This window comes from Stenotrophomonas maltophilia group sp. RY12688, assembly GCF_052149045.1.
Lineage (GTDB): Bacteria > Pseudomonadota > Gammaproteobacteria > Xanthomonadales > Xanthomonadaceae > Stenotrophomonas > Stenotrophomonas sepilia.
In genome coordinates this window covers 4,281,150-4,300,019 of record NZ_CP197389.1, presented here as the reverse complement: position 1 = coordinate 4,300,019, position 18,870 = coordinate 4,281,150, and the positions used below count along the sequence as shown (strand labels likewise).

Genomic DNA, 18,870 nt, shown 5'->3' with positions numbered 1-18,870 from the left:
TCTCTTACGGGGGGCCGCCATTGTCGGCCAGCGCCGGGACCGGCGACAGGGGGCCGGCAGGACCCTCGGGCATGCCAGACAGCAGAGGTTGCAGGTGCTGGCGCAGCTGCGCGTGCAGCTGCCGCACCGCCGGCGAGAACTGCTTGCGGTGCGGGCAGACCAGCTGCAACGGTATGTGGCTGCCGATGCCGTCGAGCAGCAGCTGCAGGCGCCCTGCGAGCACATCCTCGCGCAGGTCCAGCCAGGATTTGTAGGTGATGCCTTCGCCGGCCACCGCCCAGCGCCGCACCACATCGGCGTCATCGCAGACCAGCGGGCCGCGCACCGGAATCACGCTGCGGCGCCCGTCGACCTCGAACGACCAGCGATCATAGGCGCGGCCACTGAGCTGGTAGACCAGGCAATGATGCTCGCGCAGATCGTCCAGGCGCGTGGGCGTGCCGCGCCGCTGCAGATAGTCGGGCGACGCCGCGAGTACGCGCCGATTGCCTTCCAGCAGGGGCAGGGCGACGTAGTTGGCGTCGTCGAAGTGGCCGATGCGGATGGCCACGTCGACCGGGTCGCGGAACACGTCGGCCACTTCGTCGGACAGGCGCAGGTGCAGGCGCAGCCGGGGGTGCGCGGCGCGAAAGGCGCTCAGCCAGGGCAGCAGCAGATTTCGACCGAAGTCCGACGGCGCCGACAGCTGCAGGGTGCCGTGCAGTTCGGCGTCTTCGCCCTGAACGCGCGCCTGGCCCTCGCGGAGGGTGGCCAGCACCTCCTGCGCATACGGCAGGTACAGCGCCCCCTCGCCGGTCAGGCGCAGGCTGCGCGTGGTGCGCACGAACAGGCGCAGGTCCAGCTCGCGTTCCAGCCGCGCCACCGCCGCAGCAACCTGCCCCGGCAGCAGGTCGGCTTCGCGGGCCGCCTGCGAGAAGCTGCCCAGTGCGGCAGTACGGACGAACAGCTGCAGATCGTCGAAGCGGATCATCTTCATCGCCAGAGTGAAAGTGCTGCCCGATTCTGCGCCTTTCCGAGGGACCGCGCGCGGCGCAACCTGTCGCCTCCTTCCCCACTGGACCGCTGCCATGCGCGCCATTGCCTACACCCAAGCCGGCCTGCCGATCGATGATGCCCAGGCCCTGATCGACATTGAACTGGAACTGCCGCAGCCCGGCCCGCGTGACCTGCGCGTGGCGGTACGCGCGGTGGCGGTGAACCCGGTCGACACCAAGGTCCGCCGCGGCGTGGCCACCGATGGCCCGCGCGTGCTGGGCTGGGATGCGGTCGGCATTGTTGATGCGGTGGGCAGCGAGGTGACCCTGTTCCAGCCCGGCGACGCGGTCTACTACGCCGGCGTCATCGACCGCCCGGGCAGCAATGCGCAGTACCAGCTGGTGGATGAGCGCAGCGTCGGGCGCAAGCCGGCCAGTCTCGACGATGCCGCCGCCGCAGCGTTGCCACTGACTGCAATCACCGCCTGGGAGCTGCTGTTCGAGCGCCTGCGCATCCCGGAGGGTGGTGGCGAAGGCCAGACCCTGCTGGTGATCGGTGCTGCCGGTGGTGTCGGTTCGATCCTGGTGCAGCTGGCACGGAAGCTGACCAGGCTGACCGTGATCGGCACCGCCTCGCGCCCGGATACCCAGGACTGGACGTACGCAATGGGGGCACACCACGTGATCGACCACAGCCTGCCGCTGGCCGAGGGACTGGCGCGGCTCGGCATCAGCGAGGTGCAGCATGTCGCCAGCCTGACCCACTCCGACCAGTACTACGCGCAGATCGTGGAACTGCTGGCACCGCAGGGCCAACTGGGGCTGATCGATGACCCGGGCCAGGTGGACGTGATGGCGCTCAAGCGCAAGGCACTGTCACTGCACTGGGAGTCGATGTTCACGCGGCCGCTGTACCGCACCGCCGACATGCAGCGCCAGCACGACCTGTTGAACCGTGTGGCCGAGCTGATCGATACGGGCGTGCTGCAGACCACCCTGGGCGAGCACTTCGGGCGCATCGACGCGGCCAACCTGCGGCGCGCCCACGCGCTGCTGGAAAGCCAGCGCGCCAAGGGCAAGATCGTGCTGGAAGGCTGGTAACACCGGCGGTTCCCGCGCCCCCTTGGGGTCAGATCCCTTTCCCCCCAGGGAAAGGGATCTGACCCCTGCCTCAGGCCACGCCGTTGTCGACGTGGGTGGTGAAACCGGGCTGCTCGCGCAGCCGTTCGAACCACGCCGAGAGGTGTGGCAGCACGGGCTTGTTGCCGGGCGTGCTGCGCCAGCGCTGGGCCGATAGCCCGAGCACGATGTCGGCCAGGGTGAAGGCGTTGCCCGTCACGTGGCAGTGGCCACCGGCCAATTGTGTGTCGAGTACGCCCATCAAGTGGTTCCACTGCGCCAGGCTGGCCTCGGCGCGGGCATCGTCCGGGTAGTCTGGGTGCCGCCGCACGCGCGCCATGAACACGTGCCGCCAGGCGCTGTTGAGGTCGCTGGCCTGCCAGTCCATCCACTGCTCGACCCGGGCGCGATCCTGCGCCGTACCGGGCAGCAGGTCATCACGGCCAGCACGTGCGGCCAGGTAGCGGCAGATGCTGTTCGATTCCCACAGCACGAAGCCGCCATCGCGCAGGACCGGCACCTGCCGGTTCGGATTCAACGTGGCCAGCAGGTCCGCCGGTGGTTCTGGCTCGTGTTGGAGTGGCAGGTCGAGGCCGGCGCACAGCCACAGCACCTTGCGCACGTTGATGGAGGTGGGCTTTCCGTACAGAGCGAGCATGGTCCTGACGCAGCAGCTGAGACTCGGCCAGCCTACACTTGCCCCATGCAAACCGAATACCTGCTCATTGCCGGCCTTCTATTGGCCGTGCTCATCCTGCAGCTGGTCGCCCTGCTGCGCCGCCCGCCGCATGAACGCCTGGAACAGGCCGTGCGCGAGGAGGCGCGCGCCGGGCGCAGCGAACTGCGCGAACAGCTCGATGGCTTCGCCCGCGCGCTGACCGATCTGTCCACCCGCACCGATCAGCGCCTGGACCTGCTGCGCGAAGCGCTGGGCGAAGATGCCCGCAAAGCGCGCGCTGAAGTGGCCGACAGCCAGCAGCGCGGCGCAGCATTGATGGGGCAGCGGCTGCAGGAACTGCGCGGCCAGCTGGAGACCTTCGGCCAGCAGCAGGAGGCACGCATCCATGCGTTTGGCCAGCAGCTGCAGGAGCTCACTGCGCGCACCGATACCCAGCTCGGGGCGCTGCGCCAGACCCTGGTGGACGATGCACGCAAGGGCCGCGAGGAGGGCGCGCTGTCGCAGCAGCGCCTGACCGACAGTCTGGGCCTGCGCCTGCAGGAACTGACACAGCGCAACGAGCAGCGCATCGCCGAGATGCGTGCCACGCTGGAGGAACAGCTGCGCGCGCTGCAGAACGACAACGCGCAGAAGCTGGAGCAGATGCGCCACACCGTGGACGAGAAGCTGCAGTCGACGCTGGAAACGCGACTGGGCAATTCCTTCAAGCTCGTCTCCGAGCGCCTGGAACAGGTGCAGCGTGGCCTCGGCGAGATGCAGCAGCTGGCCACCGGCGTGGGCGACCTCAAGCGCGTGCTGACCAACGTCAAGAACCGCGGCAGCTGGGGCGAAGTGCAGCTGGAGAATATCCTCGAGCAGACACTCACCCAGGAGCAGTACGCGCGTGCGGTGAGGGTGCGCCCGGATAGTGGCGAGATGGTCGATATCGCCGTGCGCCTGCCGGGCCGCAGCAGCGACGACACGCCGGTGTGGCTGCCGATCGACTCCAAGTTCCCGCGCGAGGACTACGAGCGCCTGCTGGACGCACAGGAACAGGGCGATGCCGAAGGCGTGCGCCTGCAGGGCATCCAGCTGGAGCGCGCGGTGCGCGTGCAGGCCAAGTCGATCTGCGACAAGTACATCGCACCCCCGCATACCACCGATTTCGCAGTGATGTTCCTGCCCACCGAGGGGCTGTACGCCGAAGTGATCCGCCGCCCGGGACTGGTCGATCTGCTGCAGCGCGAGCACCGCGTGGTCGTGGCCGGGCCGACCACGGTCACCGCGCTGCTCAACAGCCTGCAGATGGGCTTCCGCACGCTGGCCATCGAGCAGCGCTCCAGCGAGGTATGGAGCCTGCTGGGCGCAGTGAAGAGCGAGTTCGGCAAGTTCGCCGGCATCCTGGAGAAGGCCGAGAAGCAGATCACCACCGTCGGGCGCAGCATCGGCGAGGCCAGCCGCAAGACGCGCACCATCGAACGGCGCCTGCGGGGTGTCGAGTCGCTGGCTGCCGAGCAGGCCCAGTCGCTGCTCGGCGACCTGGCCGAGGGAGATGCCACGGCCGAGGAAGAGGCGAGCGACGGCGAGGAGGCCTGACCGGCGCCGACACGCCGCCTGCATCGCCGGTGCGTATGCTGGCGGCCTGCCCGCCCGATCCGGTACCACGATGCGCCTGCCCCTTTGCACCAGCCTTGTCCTGACCGCACTGCTTGCTGCCTGCAGCAGCGCGCCACCGAGCGTGGACACGACCGCGCAGGCCACGGCCACCAGCCCTGAAGCTGCCGAGGCCTATCGCGAAGCGCGCGACGTCGACTGCCAGGCCGCCGGTGGCACCCTGCAGCGGCTCGGCCGGCTGCAGCGCGAGCAATGCGTGATTCCCTTTGCCGACGCCGGCAAGGCCTGCAGCCGCAAAAGCGACTGCGCGGGCCAGTGCCTGGCCGCAGGCGAGGCAATGGCCGATGATGTGGCGTCCGGTACCTGCCAGCGTGATGCCAGCCAGAACTTCGGTTGCCGCCAGCGTATCGATGACGGCAAGGCGCAGGGCACGATCTGCGTGGATTGAGGATGCCTGTAGAGCCGAGCCCATGCTCGGCTGCCATGGCATCAGCCGAGCATGGACTCGGCTCTACAACAGCGCGCGCGGCGCTATGCTGGTGGGCCATTCCCGCCGTAGCCGGAGCCCCGCGTGAGCACCCCGATCCAGGACATTCCCCTCACCACCATCGACGGCCAGCCGTCCTCGCTTGCCGACTACCAGGGCAAGGTGCTGCTGCTGGTCAACGTCGCCTCCAAGTGCGGCCTGACCCCGCAGTACGAAGGCCTGCAGGCGCTGTATGCGGAAAAGCACGAGCAGGGCCTGGAAGTGCTGGGCTTCCCCGCCAACAACTTCCTCGGCCAGGAGCCGGGCAGCGAGGCCGAGATCCAGCAGTTCTGCCAGCTTACCTACGACGTCAGTTTCCCGATGTTCTCCAAGATCAGTGTCGCCGGTGATGACACCCACCCGCTGTACCAGCAGCTGACCGCCGCGCAGCCGCAGTCGATCGGCGAAGGCCCGCTGCGCGAGCGCCTGGCGAGCAAGGAGATTCCGATCCACGCAGCACCGGCGGTGCTGTGGAACTTCGAGAAGTTCCTGGTTGGCCGCGACGGCAAGGTCATCGCGCGCTTCGCCCCGGACGTGGCTGCCGATGACGCGCGCCTGCGCGAAGCCATCGAGGCCGCGCTGGCGGCCTGAGGAAAGCGTGCCAACCGAGGTTGGCACCTACCGGAAAAGAAAAACCCCGCCGAGGCGGGGTTTTTTCATGCACGGGCTGCAGCGATCAGTTGCTCCAGTTCGGCATCGGCATGGCATCGACCGGGATCGGCGAATTGGCATCATCATGGCCGCGGTCGCGCTTGCTGCGCAGGTCGTTCTCGATCTGGTAGTTGCGGCGCTGCATCCACGCATCGCGCACCAGCGAGTACTCGTCCACGGCGGTGTCGCGCAGATCATCGATCGCCAGCAGCTGTGCGCGGGTGTCGACCAGCTGCAGGCCCTGCAGGCCAATGCGGACCTTGTCTTCCTCGATGCGGCGGATCGGCGACAACGGGATGTCACCGGCCAGGCCGAACACGTCGCGCACGGTACGCGGGCCGAAGAACGGCAGTTCCACGTAGCGCGAACGACGCCAGCCCCAGGCTCCCAGGGTCTGGCCGAAATCTTCATTGCGACGCGGCACCATCGCCTTGCTGGCCGGATCGAACAGGCCACCGATGCCCAGCGTGCTGTTCATCAGGAAGCGGCCGAGGCTGTCCCACGCATCGGCACCGCGGCCCTGCAGCAGCTGGTTGGTGATGGTCACCGGCGCACGCAGGTTGCTGAAGAAGTTGCTGACGCCGGTACGCGCGAAACGCGGCACCACGTGGGTATAGGCGGTGGCCAGCGGGCGGGCCACACCGCGGTCGACCGCATTGTTGAACTTGTGGACCTTGCGGTTGAACGGTTCCCACGGATCGTAGGCCGCGGCACTGCCGGTGTTGCCGGTGCCACCATACAGGGCGTCGAAATCATCGTCGCTGGCGGCGGTGGATGCTGCGGTCTTCGGTGGGCTGGCCTCTGCGCCCTGCGGCGCAGTTGTCGGCACCGCAGCGGCAGGCGTTGCCGGGTTGGCCACGGGAGCGACCGGAGCAGTACCGACCACCCCGGTATCGGCCGTTGCGGCCGTCGCTTCGGCAGCAGGGCCGGGCGCGACCACGGTGCTGGCGACCGGTGCGTCGCTGCGCGCGGGCTTGCCGGCACAGGCGGTCAGGGCGGTGGCCAGGAGGATCAGGGGGAAAGTGCGTACGACGTTCATGTCAGCTCGCAGCAGAAGTAGCGTTGAAGTCCAGGTCGGGCGACAGCCGGTAGGCTGCGCTCAGCTCGTTGAAGCCGGCCGGCGCGCCGGAAATGGCCAGCGCATGGCCCGCCTTGCGTGCCCGGGCGGCCAGTTCGGCCAGCAGGGCCAGGCCGGCGCTGTCCACGCGCTCGACCTCGCCCAGCTCCAGCCGCGCCAGCTGGGCTGGCAGGGCCTGCAGTTGCGGCCACAGTGCAATCACCGCGGCACGGTCGAGCACCCCGCGCAGGCGCAGGGTGTCGCCTTCCAGCAGCGCCAGTGCGTTACTTGCCATTGCCCGCCGGCCCGGCCTGCAGGCTGCCGCTGTGCAGCTCGCTGGCCACCTGCTTGATGCCCTTCTGGCGCAAGGGCGTATCGAACTGGTTGCGGAAGGTCTGCACGTAGGAAATGCCTTCGATGTTGACGTCGAAGATCTTCCACTGGCCGTTCACGTTGCGCATCCAGTACTCGACCGGGGTCGGTTCGTTGCCGGCGCGCACCAGTTCGGTGCTGACGCGCACGCCACGGTTGCCCGGCAGCGGGCTTTCACCCTTCAGGCGGAAGCTCGGCTTGCCCTGGATGTTGAGCAGGGTCGAACCGTAGCGCTGCATCAGGCTGTCGGCCATCGCATCGGCGAACAGCTTGATGTCGCCGTCGGAGGCGCCGCGGGCGTGCGGGCCCAGCACCAGGCGTGCCGCATAGTCGCGGTCAAAGGTGCGGTTCAGTTCGCTGTCGATGTAGCTGCGCAGGCTGGCCGGGTTGCTGCTGAACTCGCTGCGGCGCTGCTGCAGCGTGGTGAGAATGCGCGTGCTGGCATCGATCACCACCTTGCCGGCCTGGCCCTGCGCTGCGGCAGCGGCGGGGGCGGCCGCCTGGGCCTGGGCAAGGAACGGGGTGGCCATCAGCAGCGCCGAGGCGAGCAGGGCGGGAATCAGTTTCATTTTCATGGTTGCGGTTCCGTTGCAGGCGCCTGCGCGCCATCGTTGGGCTTCTGGGCAGGGCCACCACCGGCGCCGCCACTGAACATGTACTTGCCGACCAGCTGGATCAGGTCCACCGCCGGTTGGGTGAAGACGATCTCGTCACCGGCCTTCAGCACGTCCGGGTCACCGCCCGGCTGCAGACCGATATAGCTCTCGCCGAGCAAACCACTGGTGAAGATGCCCGCCGAGGTGTCCGCCGGCAGGTCCTTGACCTTGCTGTCCATGCGCAGGGTCACGATGGATTCGAACTTCACCGGATCCAGGTCGATGGAGGCGACCTGGCCGACGGTGACGCCGCCGATCTTCACCGGCGCCTGCTTGCGCAGCTGGCCGACCTGGGAGAAGCGCGCCTTCAGCTCGTAGCCCTGGCTGCCCCAGCTCCAGCGCTGGTTGGTCGAGGCCACGGCCAGCACCATCAGCGAGGCCAGGGCCAGCAGCAGGAATGCGCCGACAGAGAATTCGAGTCTGGGACCGCGGATGGCCATGTGGATTACCTGATCGAGTCGTGGTGGCCGCGCGCGCATGCGCACCGCCGGTGGAGGGGTTAGGTGAACAACATTGCCGACAGCACGAAGTTGAACATCAGCACCAGCAGCGAGGCATTGACCACCGCACGGGTGGTCGCCACCGAGGTGCCCTCGATGGTCGGCTCGGCGTGGAAACCAACATAGGCGGCGACCAGCGCTGCGGTGCCGCCGAAGATCGCCGACTTCAGCATCGCCACGCCGAAGTCGTCCCAGAAATCGACGCTGTTGCGCAGTGCCGACCAGAACACGCCATTGTCCAGGCCCAGCACATGCACCGCTTCGAAGTAGCTGGCGCTGATCGCCAGCGAGCAGAAGATGCCGGTCAGCAGCGGCACGGTCAGCACCGCCGCCCAGAAGCGCGGCGCGACGGCCTTGGCCACCGGGTCGATCGCCATCAGCTCCAGTGCCTTGATCTGGTCGGTGGCGCGCATCAGGCCCAGTTCGGCGGCGATCGAGCTGCCGGCGCGGCCGATGAACAACAGCGCGGTCAGCACCGGCGCCAGTTCCCGGTACAGCGACAGGCCGAGCAGGGTCGACAGCGCGTCGGCCGCACCGAAGGTGGTCAGCGTGCGGTAGCCCTGCAGGGTCAGCACCAGGCCGACGAAGGCACCACCGACGGCGATGATCGGCAGCGAGCGTGCGCCGATCTTGTAGATCTCGCGGGTCAGCTCGGCCAGGAAATCACGGGTCGGCAGCGAACCACGCAGCACAGTCAGCGAGAACAGGCCGGCGCGACCCAGCGAGCGGGTGGCTTGGACGAACGGCATCAGGCGACCCTCGCGCGCGGCGCGGCATCGAACGGAATGGGGCCATCGGGCTGGCCGTGCAGGAACTGCCGAAGCAGCGGGTCCTGACTGGACTGCAGCGCCTCGGGCGTGCCCTGGAACACGATGCCGCCATTGGCGATGGCGATCACCTGGTCGCAGATCGGCAGGGTCTCGTGCACGTGGTGGCTGACAATGATGCTGGTCAGGCCCAGGCTGTGGTTGAGGCGCTGGATCAGGCTCATGATCACGCCGGAGGCGATCGGGTCCAACCCGGTCAGCGGCTCGTCGTAGATCATCAGTGGCGGATCCAGTGCCAGCGCGCGGGCCAGCGCGACGCGGCGCGCCATGCCGCCGGACAGTTCGCGCGGCCAGGCATCGGCAGCGGCCAGCAGGCCCACGGCATGCAGCTTCATTTCCACCAGGCGGCGCAGCACGGCGGTCGGCAGGCGGGTATGCGTGCGCAGTGGCAGCGCGACGTTTTCGGCGACGGTCAGATCGGTCAGCAGGCCGTTGCCCTGCAGCAGCACACCCACGCTCTTGCGCATCTCCAGCAGCGCGCCGCTGTCATGCGGAACCGGCCTGCCGAACAGGGTGACCTCGCCGGCGACCGGACGCAGTTCGCCGGTCAGTGCCGCCAGCAGGGTCGACTTGCCACTGCCCGACGGGCCCAGCACGGCCGTGATGCTGCCCTTGGGCACCTGCAGCGACACGTCACGCAGGATCGTGCGCCCGCTCCGGTCGATGCGGACGTTGGATAACTGCACCAGACTGGAGGCGGAAGCCGACATGGGCACCATTAACGTTTTTTAGACATCGAAGGATCGGGCCCATCGGCTGAACATAAGCAGACTGGACGGTCCAGTATTGTGGCACGGCATGACCCTTGCCAGGCCGGGACAATCGGCCGGCAGCGCGGAACAATCCGTACCGGCGATGGGCTGGCCATTGAATACTGCCTGCCGTGCTGCACACTGTGCATGATGAGTGACCCGGGCAGCGATTTCCGCCTCTACCATTCCAACTCCCTGGACGTGCTGGCTGCGCTGCTGGCACGCAACGTGCGTGTGCCGGTTCCGGGCCAGCCGTTGCTCGCGCCGGAGGTGGTGCTGATCCCGCAGGTGGCGATGCGGCGTTGGCTGCAAGCGACACTCGCTGCCGAGTATGGCGTGGCCGCCAACCTCGAGTTCCTGACCCCGGGCGAGTTCGTTGCCCGTGCACTCAATGCCAATGTGCCGGGCGAACGCGACGACCTGGACGCGGCGGGCCTGCACTGGAAGCTGTACCAGGCACTGCGCGACCCGGCGCTGCTGGCGCAGCCACCGATGCGCGCGCTGCAGTCCTATCTTGCCGGCGGCGACGCCCTGAAGCCGTGGGCACTGGCCGGTGAACTGGCGTCGGTGTTCGAGAAGTACCAGGCCTGGCGCCGCGACTGGTTGCTGCGCTGGGAGGCCGGCGCCGACCCGGCCGACCCGCAGGCGATCCTCTGGCGCACCATCGCCCATGGCCGCGACTACCGCGCGCGCCGCATCCAGGCGTACCTGGATCGCTTCGAGGGTGCCGGCCAGCCGCTGCCGCAGGGCCTGCCACCGCGGATGTCCGCGTTCGCGACGCTCAACATCTCGCCCGACGTGCTGCGGGTGATGGCCACCCAGGCGCGGGTGGGCGAGCTGCACTTCTATATGCCCACTCCGGTGCAGTCGTACTGGGGTGACCTGCAGACGCTGGCCGAGCGCCTGCGCAGCGGCGCGCCCGATCCCTTCGGTGAAGCGGCCGGTGAGAACCGCCTGCTGGAGGCCTGGGGTGCGGCCGGCCGCGACTTCATGGCGGTGCTGGGCAGCTACGAGGTGGTGCACCCGGCCGGCGAGATTGCCGCGTATTCGGATCCGGAAGAAGACACCCGGCCGACCCTTGACGAAGGCGGCCTGTCCGACAGCCTGCTGCATCGCCTGCAGCGCGATCTTTTCCATCGCCGCGCGTTGCCCTCGGGCGAGCTGCGCGATGGGCTGCGCAGCGACGACCCCAGCCTGCAGGTGCATGCCTGCCACACCCGGCTGCGCGAGCTTCAGGTGCTGCACGACCAGCTGCGCAGCCTGCTGCAGGACCCTCGCTTCGACCCGCCGCTGCAGGCGCGCGAGATCGCGGTGCTGGCGCCGGACATCGATCCCTATGTGCCGTACCTGGAGGCAGTGTTCGGCGGCCGCGGCGGCGAGGAGGAGCACATTCCCTACGCGCTGGCCGACAGCAGCCCACTGGCAGGAGAGCCGCTGGCCGATGTGTTCGTGCACCTGCTGGGCCTGCCGGTCTCGCGTTTCGGCCTGAACGAAGTGCTGGACCTGCTGGCCAGCGCGCCGCTGGCCGAAGCGGCCGGACTGGAGGCGGTGGACTTCGATCGCCTGCACGGCTGGCTGCAGCAGGCCGGCGCACGCTGGGGCCTGGATGCGAAGCACCGCAACCAGCACCAGGCGCCGGCCGACGACGCCTACACCTGGCAGTTCGCACTGGACCGCCTGGTGCTCGGTCACGCCACCGGCAGCGAGGCGGACCTGGCCGGCGTGGCGCCGTGGATCGAACTGGAAGGCGGCGCGCTGGAAGCACTGGACCGGCTGCTGCGGCTGCTGCGCGTGCTGGCGGTCTACCAGCGTCGCCTCGGCGAGCTGCTGACCCCGGCGCAGTGGCGGCAACGGCTGCTGTCGCTGCTGGACGCGCTGCTGCCGACCGCGCCCAGCTCGCCCAACAGCCAGCGTGCCCTCGAGCGCCTGCGCAAGCTGCTGAATCAGTTCGCCGACGATGCCGCCAAGGCCGGTTTCGAAGATGGCGTGCCGCCTGAGGTGGTGCGTTCGCACTTCGCCGGCGTACTGGGCGAGGCCGATACGCGCGCGCCGCTGCTGACCGGTGGCATCAGTTTCGGCCGCATGGTGCCGATGCGCCTGCTGCCGTTCCGGGTGATCTGCGTGCTCGGTCTCAATGACGGCGATTTCCCGCGCCGTGACCCGGCCGCGGGCCTCAACCAGCTCACCGCCGAGCTGGACACGCCACGCCGCCGCCCGGGCGATCGCTCCACCCGCGAAGACGACCGCTTCCTGTTCCTGCAGCTGTTCGCCGCCGCGCAGGAGGTGTTCTACCTCAGCTACCTCGGCGCCGATCCACGCGATGGCAGCGTGCGTGAGCCGTCGGTGCTGGTCAGTGAACTGATCGATGCCGCCGCCGCGTATCACCTCGATCCGCCTGCGGCGGTCCGCGACTTTACCGTGCGCCATGCACTGCAGCCGTTCTCACCGGCGGCGTTCGGAGAGGGTGATCCACGCCGCTTCAGCTATCGGCGGCAATGGCATCCCGCTGCCGGCCGCCTCACCGGCCAGCGTGGTGGCCTGCAGCCGTGGTTCGATGCCCCGCTGCCGCCGCCGCCCGACGATGCCGTGGAAGACGAGCTCGCGCTCGACACCCTGCGCCGCTTCCTGTGCGACCCGGCCGGGCAGTTCCTCGCACAGTCGCTGGGTCTGCGCCTGGCCGACGATGCCGGGGAAGTTGATGACCTGGAACCGCTGGTGCTGTCATCGCGCGGCCCGGAAAAGCGCAGCGTGCAGGCGGCGGTGGTGCGCGCCACGCTCAGCGGTGATACCGAGCCGTTGTACCCGCGGCTGCGCGCGCGTGGCCTGTTGCCGTCCGGTCCATTGGGCCAGCGCCAGTTCGAGGTGGAGCAGCTGAAGACGCGTCCGTATGCCAGTGCGCTGCTGGGCTGGATGCAGGGCGAGCCATTGGAAAGCCGTCGCTACGAAGTGGACATCGATGGCGTGCGCCTGCACGGCCGCGTGGCCGATCGGCATCCCGAAGGCCTGGTGCGGCTGCGCGCCGGCACGCTCAATGGCAATGCAGTGATCCGCCAGGGCCTGGACTGGCTGCTGGCCAACGCCGCCGGCGACGCACTGCCCCTTGTGCAGTTCCACGATGGCGGCGACGCCGGTCCTGGCCCGCATGTACTGCCGGCACTGAGCGCGCCTGCTGCACGCGCGGCGCTGCGCGCGCTGCTGCAGTTGCGCCAGCGCGGCCTGCGTGAGCCGCTGCGCTTTGCCCCGTATACGGGCTGGGCGCTGTACAACGCGCCGGCAGAGAAACAGCGCAGCGAGGGCTGGAAGCAGTGGCACGGCAGCGACCGCAGCTGGGGTGAATCCAGCAGCGACGCCTGGCAGCTGCTGCTGCGGGGGGCCGACCCGTTCGCCTCCGATGCCAGTTATGCCGACCTGCTGCGCAACAGCCAGGTGGTCTTCAGCGCGGTGCGCGAAGGCCGCACCCTCGGCGCCGAAACGCGCCAGGAGGGCAGCGCATGAGCCCCGCCTTCATCGATGAGCGAGCCCAGTGCATGGCGGTCGATCCCTATCTGGCCCTGCCGCTGGATGGCATCCGCCTGATCGAAGCCAGCGCCGGTACCGGCAAGACCTTCACCCTGGCCACGCTGTTTACCCGCCTGGTGGTAGAGCAGGGCCTGCGCATCGGCCAGATCCTGGCGGTGACCTTCACCGATGCGGCTACCCAGGAACTGCGCAAGCGCATCCGCGAGCGCCTGGCGCTGGCGGCGCGACTGGTCGATCTGGAACCGGTCGAAGGCGAAGCACCGGACGTGCGGCTGACCCGCGAGGTGCTGCAGCGCCATCTGCAGGGAGGTACCGAGCGCGCCGCCGCACTGAAGCGCCGCCTGCAGGTCGCCGCCGATGAGATCGACCTTGCGTCCATCTTCACCATCCATGGCTTCTGCACCCGCGTGCTGCGCGAGCATGCGCTGGAGAGCGGCCACACCTTTGATCCGCCGGAGCTGCTGGCCAGCGACCGTGAGTTGCTGGAAGCGCTCGCGGCCGACCTGTGGCGGGTATATGCCAATGACCCGGCCACGCTGGAACCGCTGACCTGGCTGTGGTCCACCCCGGACGCACTGGCCGCCGATCTGCGCGCGCTGCTGGCCGCGCCGCCGCTGCACCCGTTGCCACAGGCGGTGGCGCTGCCCGATCCGCAGGCCGCCCTGCAGAGTGTTGCCGAAGAGCTGTCCGCAAGCGTGCGCGAGCATGGCGAGCAGTTCTTCATCGACCTCTGCGATGCGGTCGACAACAAATGGATCAACGGCGTGTCGTACAAGCTGGGCTGGCTGCACCCGCTGGGCCGGCAACTGCTGGGCTGGGCCGAGCGCGCCGACCCGCGCGAGCTGCTGACCAGCGAGCGCCTGCCGGCACTGCTGCCGGAGGCGCTGGCAGCCAAGACCAACAAGAAATTCGCCGAGCGCACGCCATCGTCGCCATTGCAGGCGCCGTTGGCCCGCTATGTCGCGCTTCTGGCCGAACGCGATGCCTGGCTCCGTGCCACCGCGTTGAACTTCCTGCACGTGCTTCGCGCTGAAGCCAGACAGCGCCTGCAGGCGCTGAAGCGCACCCGTCGGGTGCAGACCTACGACGATCTGATCGATGGCGTCGCACTGGCCCTGGAAGGTCCGCAGCGGCTGGCATTGGTCAAGCAGCTGCGCGCGCAGTACCGCATCGCGCTGGTCGATGAGTTCCAGGATACCGACGATCGTCAGTGGGGCATTTTCCACACCGTGTTCGGCGATTCACCGGAAGTGCGCGAGCTCGGCCTGGCACCGGCGCTGTTCCTGATCGGCGATCCCAAGCAGGCGATCTACGGTTTCCGCGGCGGTGATATCCACACTTACCTGAAGGCCAAGCGGGTAGCGCAACAGGCGCCGGTGCTTGACCAGAACTTCCGCTCGCGACCGGCCGTGCTGCGCGCGCTGCAGGCGCTGTACGACAACGGTGGCGAAGACGCCTTCCTCGAGCGTGGCATCCAGTTCGAGCCGGTGCGGCCCGGTGGCGTGCGCAGCGATGCGGACTACCAGCGCGACGGCCATGCCGCCCCGGCACTCACCCTGCGCGTGCTGCGCAGTGGCGGTGACAAGGCGATGAGTGCCGATGCCTCGCGCGAAGCAGCCGCCCAGGCCTGTGTGGCGGCGATCCACCAGATCCTGGTCGAGGCGCGCGCCGGCAATGCGGTGCTGCGCGGGCGCCCGGTACAGCCGGGTGACATCGCGGTGCTGGTGCGTTCGCATCGCGAGGCCACGCTGGTGCAGCGCGCGCTGGCCGCGGTCGGCATTCCTGCCGTGGCAGCGGGCAAGCAGAGCCTGTTCGCCACCAGCGAAGCGCGTGATCTGCGTGCACTGCTGCTGGCGCTGCTGCAGCCGGCTGACGAAGGTCGCCTGCGCGCAGCGCTGGCCACAGTGCTGCTCGGCCAGCGCGCCAGTGCGATCGCGGCGATGGAGCACGAGGGCGACCTGCAACGCGGGTTCCAGGCGCAGCTGCTGCATTGGCGCGAGCGCTGGCAGCGCGGCGGCCCGTTCGCGGTGATCGCCGACGTCTGCGCCGCGCAGGGCGAGCGCCTGCTGGCGCTGATCGATGGCGAGCGCCGCCTGACCAACTACCTGCAGCTGGGCGAACTGCTGCAGGAAGCCTCGGCGCAGGCGCTGGGCATGCACGGCCTGCTGGACTGGCTGCAGGGCCAGATGGCCAGCGCCGACCAGGATGACGAGCAGCAGCTGCTGCGCCTGGAATCGGATGCGCGCCGCGTGCAGATCATCACCCTGCACAAGAGCAAGGGCCTGGAGTACCCGCTGGTGTTCCTGCCCTTCGTGGGCATCGACGGCGGTGCGCCCAACACCGCCTCGCACTGCACGGTGCATGTGGGCGGCCAGCGCCAGCTGCACTGGAAGCTGGGCAAGGACGAGGCCTGGGAAGCGGCCACTGCGCAGCGCGAGCGCGAGCAGCGTGCCGAGGATGCCCGCCTGCTGTATGTCGGCCTGACCCGCGCCGAGCACGCGCTGTGGATCGCCGTGGGTGATCTGGCCGGGCTCGGCAGGACGCGGCTGGCACCGCTGCTGGGTGACCTGCAGGCGCTGCGCGCGCATGCCGATGTGCGCATCGATGACAGTGAGGTACCGGCTGCGCTGCCGCAGCTGGCGGCCGAAGTGGAAGGGGATCTTCCGGCGGTGCGTGCACTGACCCGGCGCGTTCCGCACGACTGGTGGGTGTACAGCTTCACCCAGCTGGCCCACGCCGATGCCGGCGCGGGCAGTGACATCGAAGCCGCTGCCACCGCGCTGCCGGCGCCGGCAGCCGACGAACCCACCGGCCCGGAGCTGCCGCTGGAACCGGCACTGCCGGAAGCCGCCGCGGAGGCCGAGGACAGCGCGCCGCTCGACCCGCGTTTCATGGGCAGCCGCTTCGGCAACGTGCTGCACGAGGCAATGGAAAACGTCGACTTCGCCGCATGGGCTGACTGGCAACCAGGCCGGGAAGCTCCCGAGGGCCAGGCCGAGGTGCTGCGCAAGGCGCTGCACGATGAGGGCTATGCCGACGTCGATCTGGACGATGGCGTGGCGGTGCTGGTGCCGCTGGTGGGCCACACGCTGACCGTACCGCTGCCCGAAGGCGGTGCGCTGCACAGCCTCGGTGAAGGCGAGCGCCGCGCCGAAATCGACTTCCATTTCGCCATCGAGGCGACCACCGTGCCGGCGCTGCTGCAGGTGCTGCATGCGCATGGTGTTTCCAGTGGCCGCCGCGGCTTCGGCCAGCGCCGCCGCCTGGAGGGGCTGATGACCGGCATGATCGACCTGACCTACGTGCGTGATGGCCGGTGGTACGTGCTCGACTACAAGTCCAACCGCCTGCCCGGCTACAGCCCGGACCTGCTGGCCATTGCCATGCGCCACAGCGAATACGATCTGCAGGCGCTGATCTACACCGTGGCCCTGCATCGCTGGCTGCGCTTCCGCTTGGGCGCCGCCTACGACTACGAGCGCGACATGGGCGGCATCCGTTACCTGTTCTGCCGCGGCCTGGATGGCACGGGCAACGGCGTGCACGTGGATCGTTTCCCGTTCGCGCTGGTGGATGCACTCGACGCGCTGTTCGCCGGCGGCGAGCAGGCCCAGGCCCAGCTCGCCGCGCGTGCCCGTGGAGCCAGCGCATGAGCCTGCTGAAGGAACTTCATCAGAAGGGCCTGCTGCGTACCCTCGACCACGCATTGGCGACCAGCCTGCAGCGGCTGCGCGACGACACGCCCGACAGTGTGGCACTGGCGGCGGCGCTGGCTTCGCTGGCGGTGTCCCAGGGCCACGCCGCGTTCGATCCGGCACAACCGCAGCGGTTGCTGGAAGGCGTGCCCGAGTGGCCCGCCGCGCAGGCCTGGCTGGCGCAGCTGCGCGCATCGCCCTGGGTGGCGACGCCGGAGCAGGCTGACGCCATCGCCGGGGATGCCCCCTTGGTGCTGGAGAACGGGCTGCTGTACCTGCGCCGCTACCGCGAGTACGAGCGCCAGTTGGCCACCGGTCTGCAGCGCATCGGCCGGCATCCGCTGCCGGCGCCGGACATGGCAGCGTTGGCGCCATTGTTCGCGCAGCTGTTCCCGCACGCATCGCACGGCGAAGATCACCAGGCACGCGCAGCCGGCGTGACGCTGCGCCATCCGCTGGCGCTGGTCACCGGCGGCCCCGGCACAGGCAAGACCACGACCATCGCACGCCTCTTGCTGCTGCTGGCCGCGCAGGCCCGGCACGCCGGCCAGCCGCTGCCCGAGGTGGCGCTGGCCGCGCCCACCGGTCGCGCCGCCGAGCGGATGGCCGAGAGCCTGCGCATGGCCGTGCAACGCCTGCAGGAACAGGGACTGGATCCGACGCTGTGCGCGGCACTGCCCAGCAGCGGCACCACCCTGCATCGACTGCTCGGCGTGATTCCCGACTCACCACGCTTCCGCCACCACACCGACAATCCGCTGGCGGTGGACGTGGTGGTGGTCGACGAAGCGTCGATGATCGATCTGCCGATGATGGCCAAGCTGGTCGATGCAGTTGCCAGCGGCACCCGCCTGATCCTGCTCGGCGACCCCGATCAGTTGCCGTCGGTCGAAGCCGGTGATGTGCTCAGCGCGATCCTGCGCGCCAGCGGCGATGGCATCGGCACCCGCGCCGACGATGCGCTGGCGCTGCATGGCCTGCTGGCACCGGCCACCTTGCAGCCGCAGGCCGCACCACGCGCCTTCGCCGGCCGTCGCGTGCAGCTGCAACGCGGCTACCGGCAGAGTGATGCGCTGGACCTGGCACCGCTGGCGCATGCCGTGCGTGAAGGTGACAGCCGCACTGCATTGCAGCTGCTGCGCGGTGGTGGATTGGCTGGCGTGCACTTCCACGAAGGTGAGGCGGACCCGCTGCGTGGCCAGCGTGAGCACCTGCTGGGCCACTGGCGTGCACTGGCCGAGGCCGCGGATCCGGTACGTGCCCTGCAGCAGGCCGGTCGCCTGCGCGTGCTGACCGCGCTGCGCGAAGGCCCGCAGGGCGCGCGTGGCCTCAACAGTCGTATCGAGCAGTTGCTGGCGGGCAACACCCCGGGCTACTTCCAGGGCCGCCTTCTGCTGGTCACCGAGAACAGCTACCGGCACCGCCTGTTCAACGGCGACATCGGTATCTGCCTGCGCGACGACAGCGGCGCGATGGTGGCCTGGTTCCCCGGCGACAGCGTCGACCAGCCGCGCGCCTTCCACCCCGCAGCACTGCCCGCGCACGAAAGCGCCTTTGCGATGACCGTGCACAAGGCACAGGGCTCGGAGTTCGATGAAGTGTGGCTGCAGCTGCCACGCCAGGACAGCCGCGTGCTGTCACGCGAGCTGGTCTACACCGGCCTGACCCGCGCCCGCCAGGTACTGCATGTGGCCGGCAGCGCCGACGTGCTGCAGGCCGCACTGAAGCGGCACGCCAGCCGCTTGGGCGGCCTGGCCTGGCGGTTGGGTGCCGAAGATGTGGCCGAACAACCGGCGCCCATCGAACAGCCCACGGTGCAGGGCACGTTGTTCTGACGCGGGCGTGATGCGCTGCCTGTAGAGCCGGGCCATGCTCGGCTGATGGGCCACGAAGCCGAGCGTGGCTCGACTCTACAAAAGCGCGCTTCGATCGTCCTGGTGGTCATCCACG

At 69.1% G+C, this 18,870-nt stretch carries 15 protein-coding genes; 7 read left to right on the top strand and 8 right to left on the bottom strand.

Annotated elements, in window-relative coordinates:
* Positions 1 to 4: 4 nt before the first annotated feature.
* Positions 5 to 976 (bottom strand): LysR family transcriptional regulator, encoded by a 972-nt coding sequence (locus tag ACS0OT_RS19850; RefSeq protein ID WP_065197167.1) that lies wholly within the window; start codon positions 974 to 976, stop codon positions 5 to 7.
* A gap of 91 nt (positions 977 to 1,067) precedes the next feature.
* Between ACS0OT_RS19850 and ACS0OT_RS19845 the strand changes: the two genes are divergently transcribed.
* Positions 1,068 to 2,075: a zinc-binding alcohol dehydrogenase family protein gene (locus ACS0OT_RS19845; RefSeq protein ID WP_442255958.1), complete on the top strand. Its 1,008-nt coding sequence runs from the start codon at positions 1,068 to 1,070 to the stop codon at positions 2,073 to 2,075.
* A gap of 70 nt (positions 2,076 to 2,145) precedes the next feature.
* On the opposite strand, the gene ACS0OT_RS19840 is transcribed toward ACS0OT_RS19845, so the two are convergent.
* On the bottom strand, positions 2,146 to 2,751 hold the full coding sequence (locus ACS0OT_RS19840; protein ID WP_065197168.1) for a glutathione S-transferase family protein: 606 nt from the start codon (positions 2,749 to 2,751) through the stop codon (positions 2,146 to 2,148).
* Between the two features lie 45 nt (positions 2,752 to 2,796).
* Here ACS0OT_RS19840 and rmuC point away from each other — a divergent pair, with 45 nt between their 5' ends.
* From rmuC to ACS0OT_RS19825, 3 genes are all read left to right on the top strand, one after another.
* Positions 2,797 to 4,347, top strand: a complete 1,551-nt coding sequence (gene rmuC, locus ACS0OT_RS19835) for a DNA recombination protein RmuC (protein ID WP_065179038.1) — start codon at positions 2,797 to 2,799, stop codon at positions 4,345 to 4,347.
* A gap of 70 nt (positions 4,348 to 4,417) precedes the next feature.
* The gene (locus tag ACS0OT_RS19830) at positions 4,418 to 4,813 is read left to right on the top strand and encodes a hypothetical protein (protein ID WP_442255956.1); all 396 of its coding nucleotides are present in this window, start codon (positions 4,418 to 4,420) and stop codon (positions 4,811 to 4,813) included.
* A 123-nt stretch (positions 4,814 to 4,936) separates the two neighbouring features.
* Entirely contained in the window at positions 4,937 to 5,482 is a 546-nt protein-coding gene (locus ACS0OT_RS19825) for a glutathione peroxidase (RefSeq protein ID WP_005421250.1), read from the top strand.
* 85 nt (positions 5,483 to 5,567) lie between these two features.
* Here ACS0OT_RS19825 and ACS0OT_RS19820 read toward each other — a convergent pair whose 3' ends face one another.
* The 6 genes from ACS0OT_RS19820 to ACS0OT_RS19795 are packed head-to-tail and all read right to left on the bottom strand — an operon-like array spanning position 5,568 to position 9,664.
* A complete protein-coding gene (locus tag ACS0OT_RS19820) occupies positions 5,568 to 6,581 on the bottom strand; it encodes an MlaA family lipoprotein (RefSeq protein ID WP_065179035.1) in 1,014 nt (337 codons plus the stop codon).
* Between the two features lies 1 nt (position 6,582).
* On the bottom strand, positions 6,583 to 6,894 hold the full coding sequence (locus ACS0OT_RS19815; RefSeq protein WP_005421254.1) for an STAS domain-containing protein: 312 nt from the start codon (positions 6,892 to 6,894) through the stop codon (positions 6,583 to 6,585).
* A complete protein-coding gene (locus ACS0OT_RS19810) occupies positions 6,884 to 7,546 on the bottom strand; it encodes an MlaC/ttg2D family ABC transporter substrate-binding protein (protein WP_053496740.1) in 663 nt (220 codons plus the stop codon). Before ACS0OT_RS19810 ends, ACS0OT_RS19815 begins: the two co-directional genes overlap by 11 nt.
* Complete coding sequence (gene mlaD, locus ACS0OT_RS19805) at positions 7,543 to 8,067, bottom strand: outer membrane lipid asymmetry maintenance protein MlaD (protein ID WP_065186607.1); 525 nt, start codon at positions 8,065 to 8,067, stop codon at positions 7,543 to 7,545. Before mlaD ends, ACS0OT_RS19810 begins: the two co-directional genes overlap by 4 nt.
* A gap of 59 nt (positions 8,068 to 8,126) precedes the next feature.
* Positions 8,127 to 8,876: an MlaE family lipid ABC transporter permease subunit gene (locus ACS0OT_RS19800; RefSeq protein WP_005414955.1), complete on the bottom strand. Its 750-nt coding sequence runs from the start codon at positions 8,874 to 8,876 to the stop codon at positions 8,127 to 8,129.
* Positions 8,876 to 9,664, bottom strand: a complete 789-nt coding sequence (locus tag ACS0OT_RS19795; protein ID WP_065179062.1) for an ABC transporter ATP-binding protein — start codon at positions 9,662 to 9,664, stop codon at positions 8,876 to 8,878. The genes ACS0OT_RS19800 and ACS0OT_RS19795 overlap by 1 nt, the downstream gene beginning before the upstream one ends.
* A gap of 189 nt (positions 9,665 to 9,853) precedes the next feature.
* On the opposite strand from ACS0OT_RS19795, the gene recC reads away from it, so the two are divergent.
* From recC to recD, 3 genes are read left to right on the top strand one after another with little or no spacing between them, the layout of a single operon-like run.
* On the top strand, positions 9,854 to 13,201 hold the full coding sequence (gene recC, locus ACS0OT_RS19790) for an exodeoxyribonuclease V subunit gamma (RefSeq protein WP_111126906.1): 3,348 nt from the start codon (positions 9,854 to 9,856) through the stop codon (positions 13,199 to 13,201).
* On the top strand, positions 13,198 to 16,878 hold the full coding sequence (gene recB / locus ACS0OT_RS19785) for an exodeoxyribonuclease V subunit beta (RefSeq protein ID WP_442255954.1): 3,681 nt from the start codon (positions 13,198 to 13,200) through the stop codon (positions 16,876 to 16,878). The genes recC and recB overlap by 4 nt, the downstream gene beginning before the upstream one ends.
* The gene (gene recD, locus ACS0OT_RS19780; protein WP_442255953.1) at positions 16,875 to 18,755 is read left to right on the top strand and encodes an exodeoxyribonuclease V subunit alpha; all 1,881 of its coding nucleotides are present in this window, start codon (positions 16,875 to 16,877) and stop codon (positions 18,753 to 18,755) included. Before recB ends, recD begins: the two co-directional genes overlap by 4 nt.
* Positions 18,756 to 18,870: the final 115 nt, after the last annotated feature.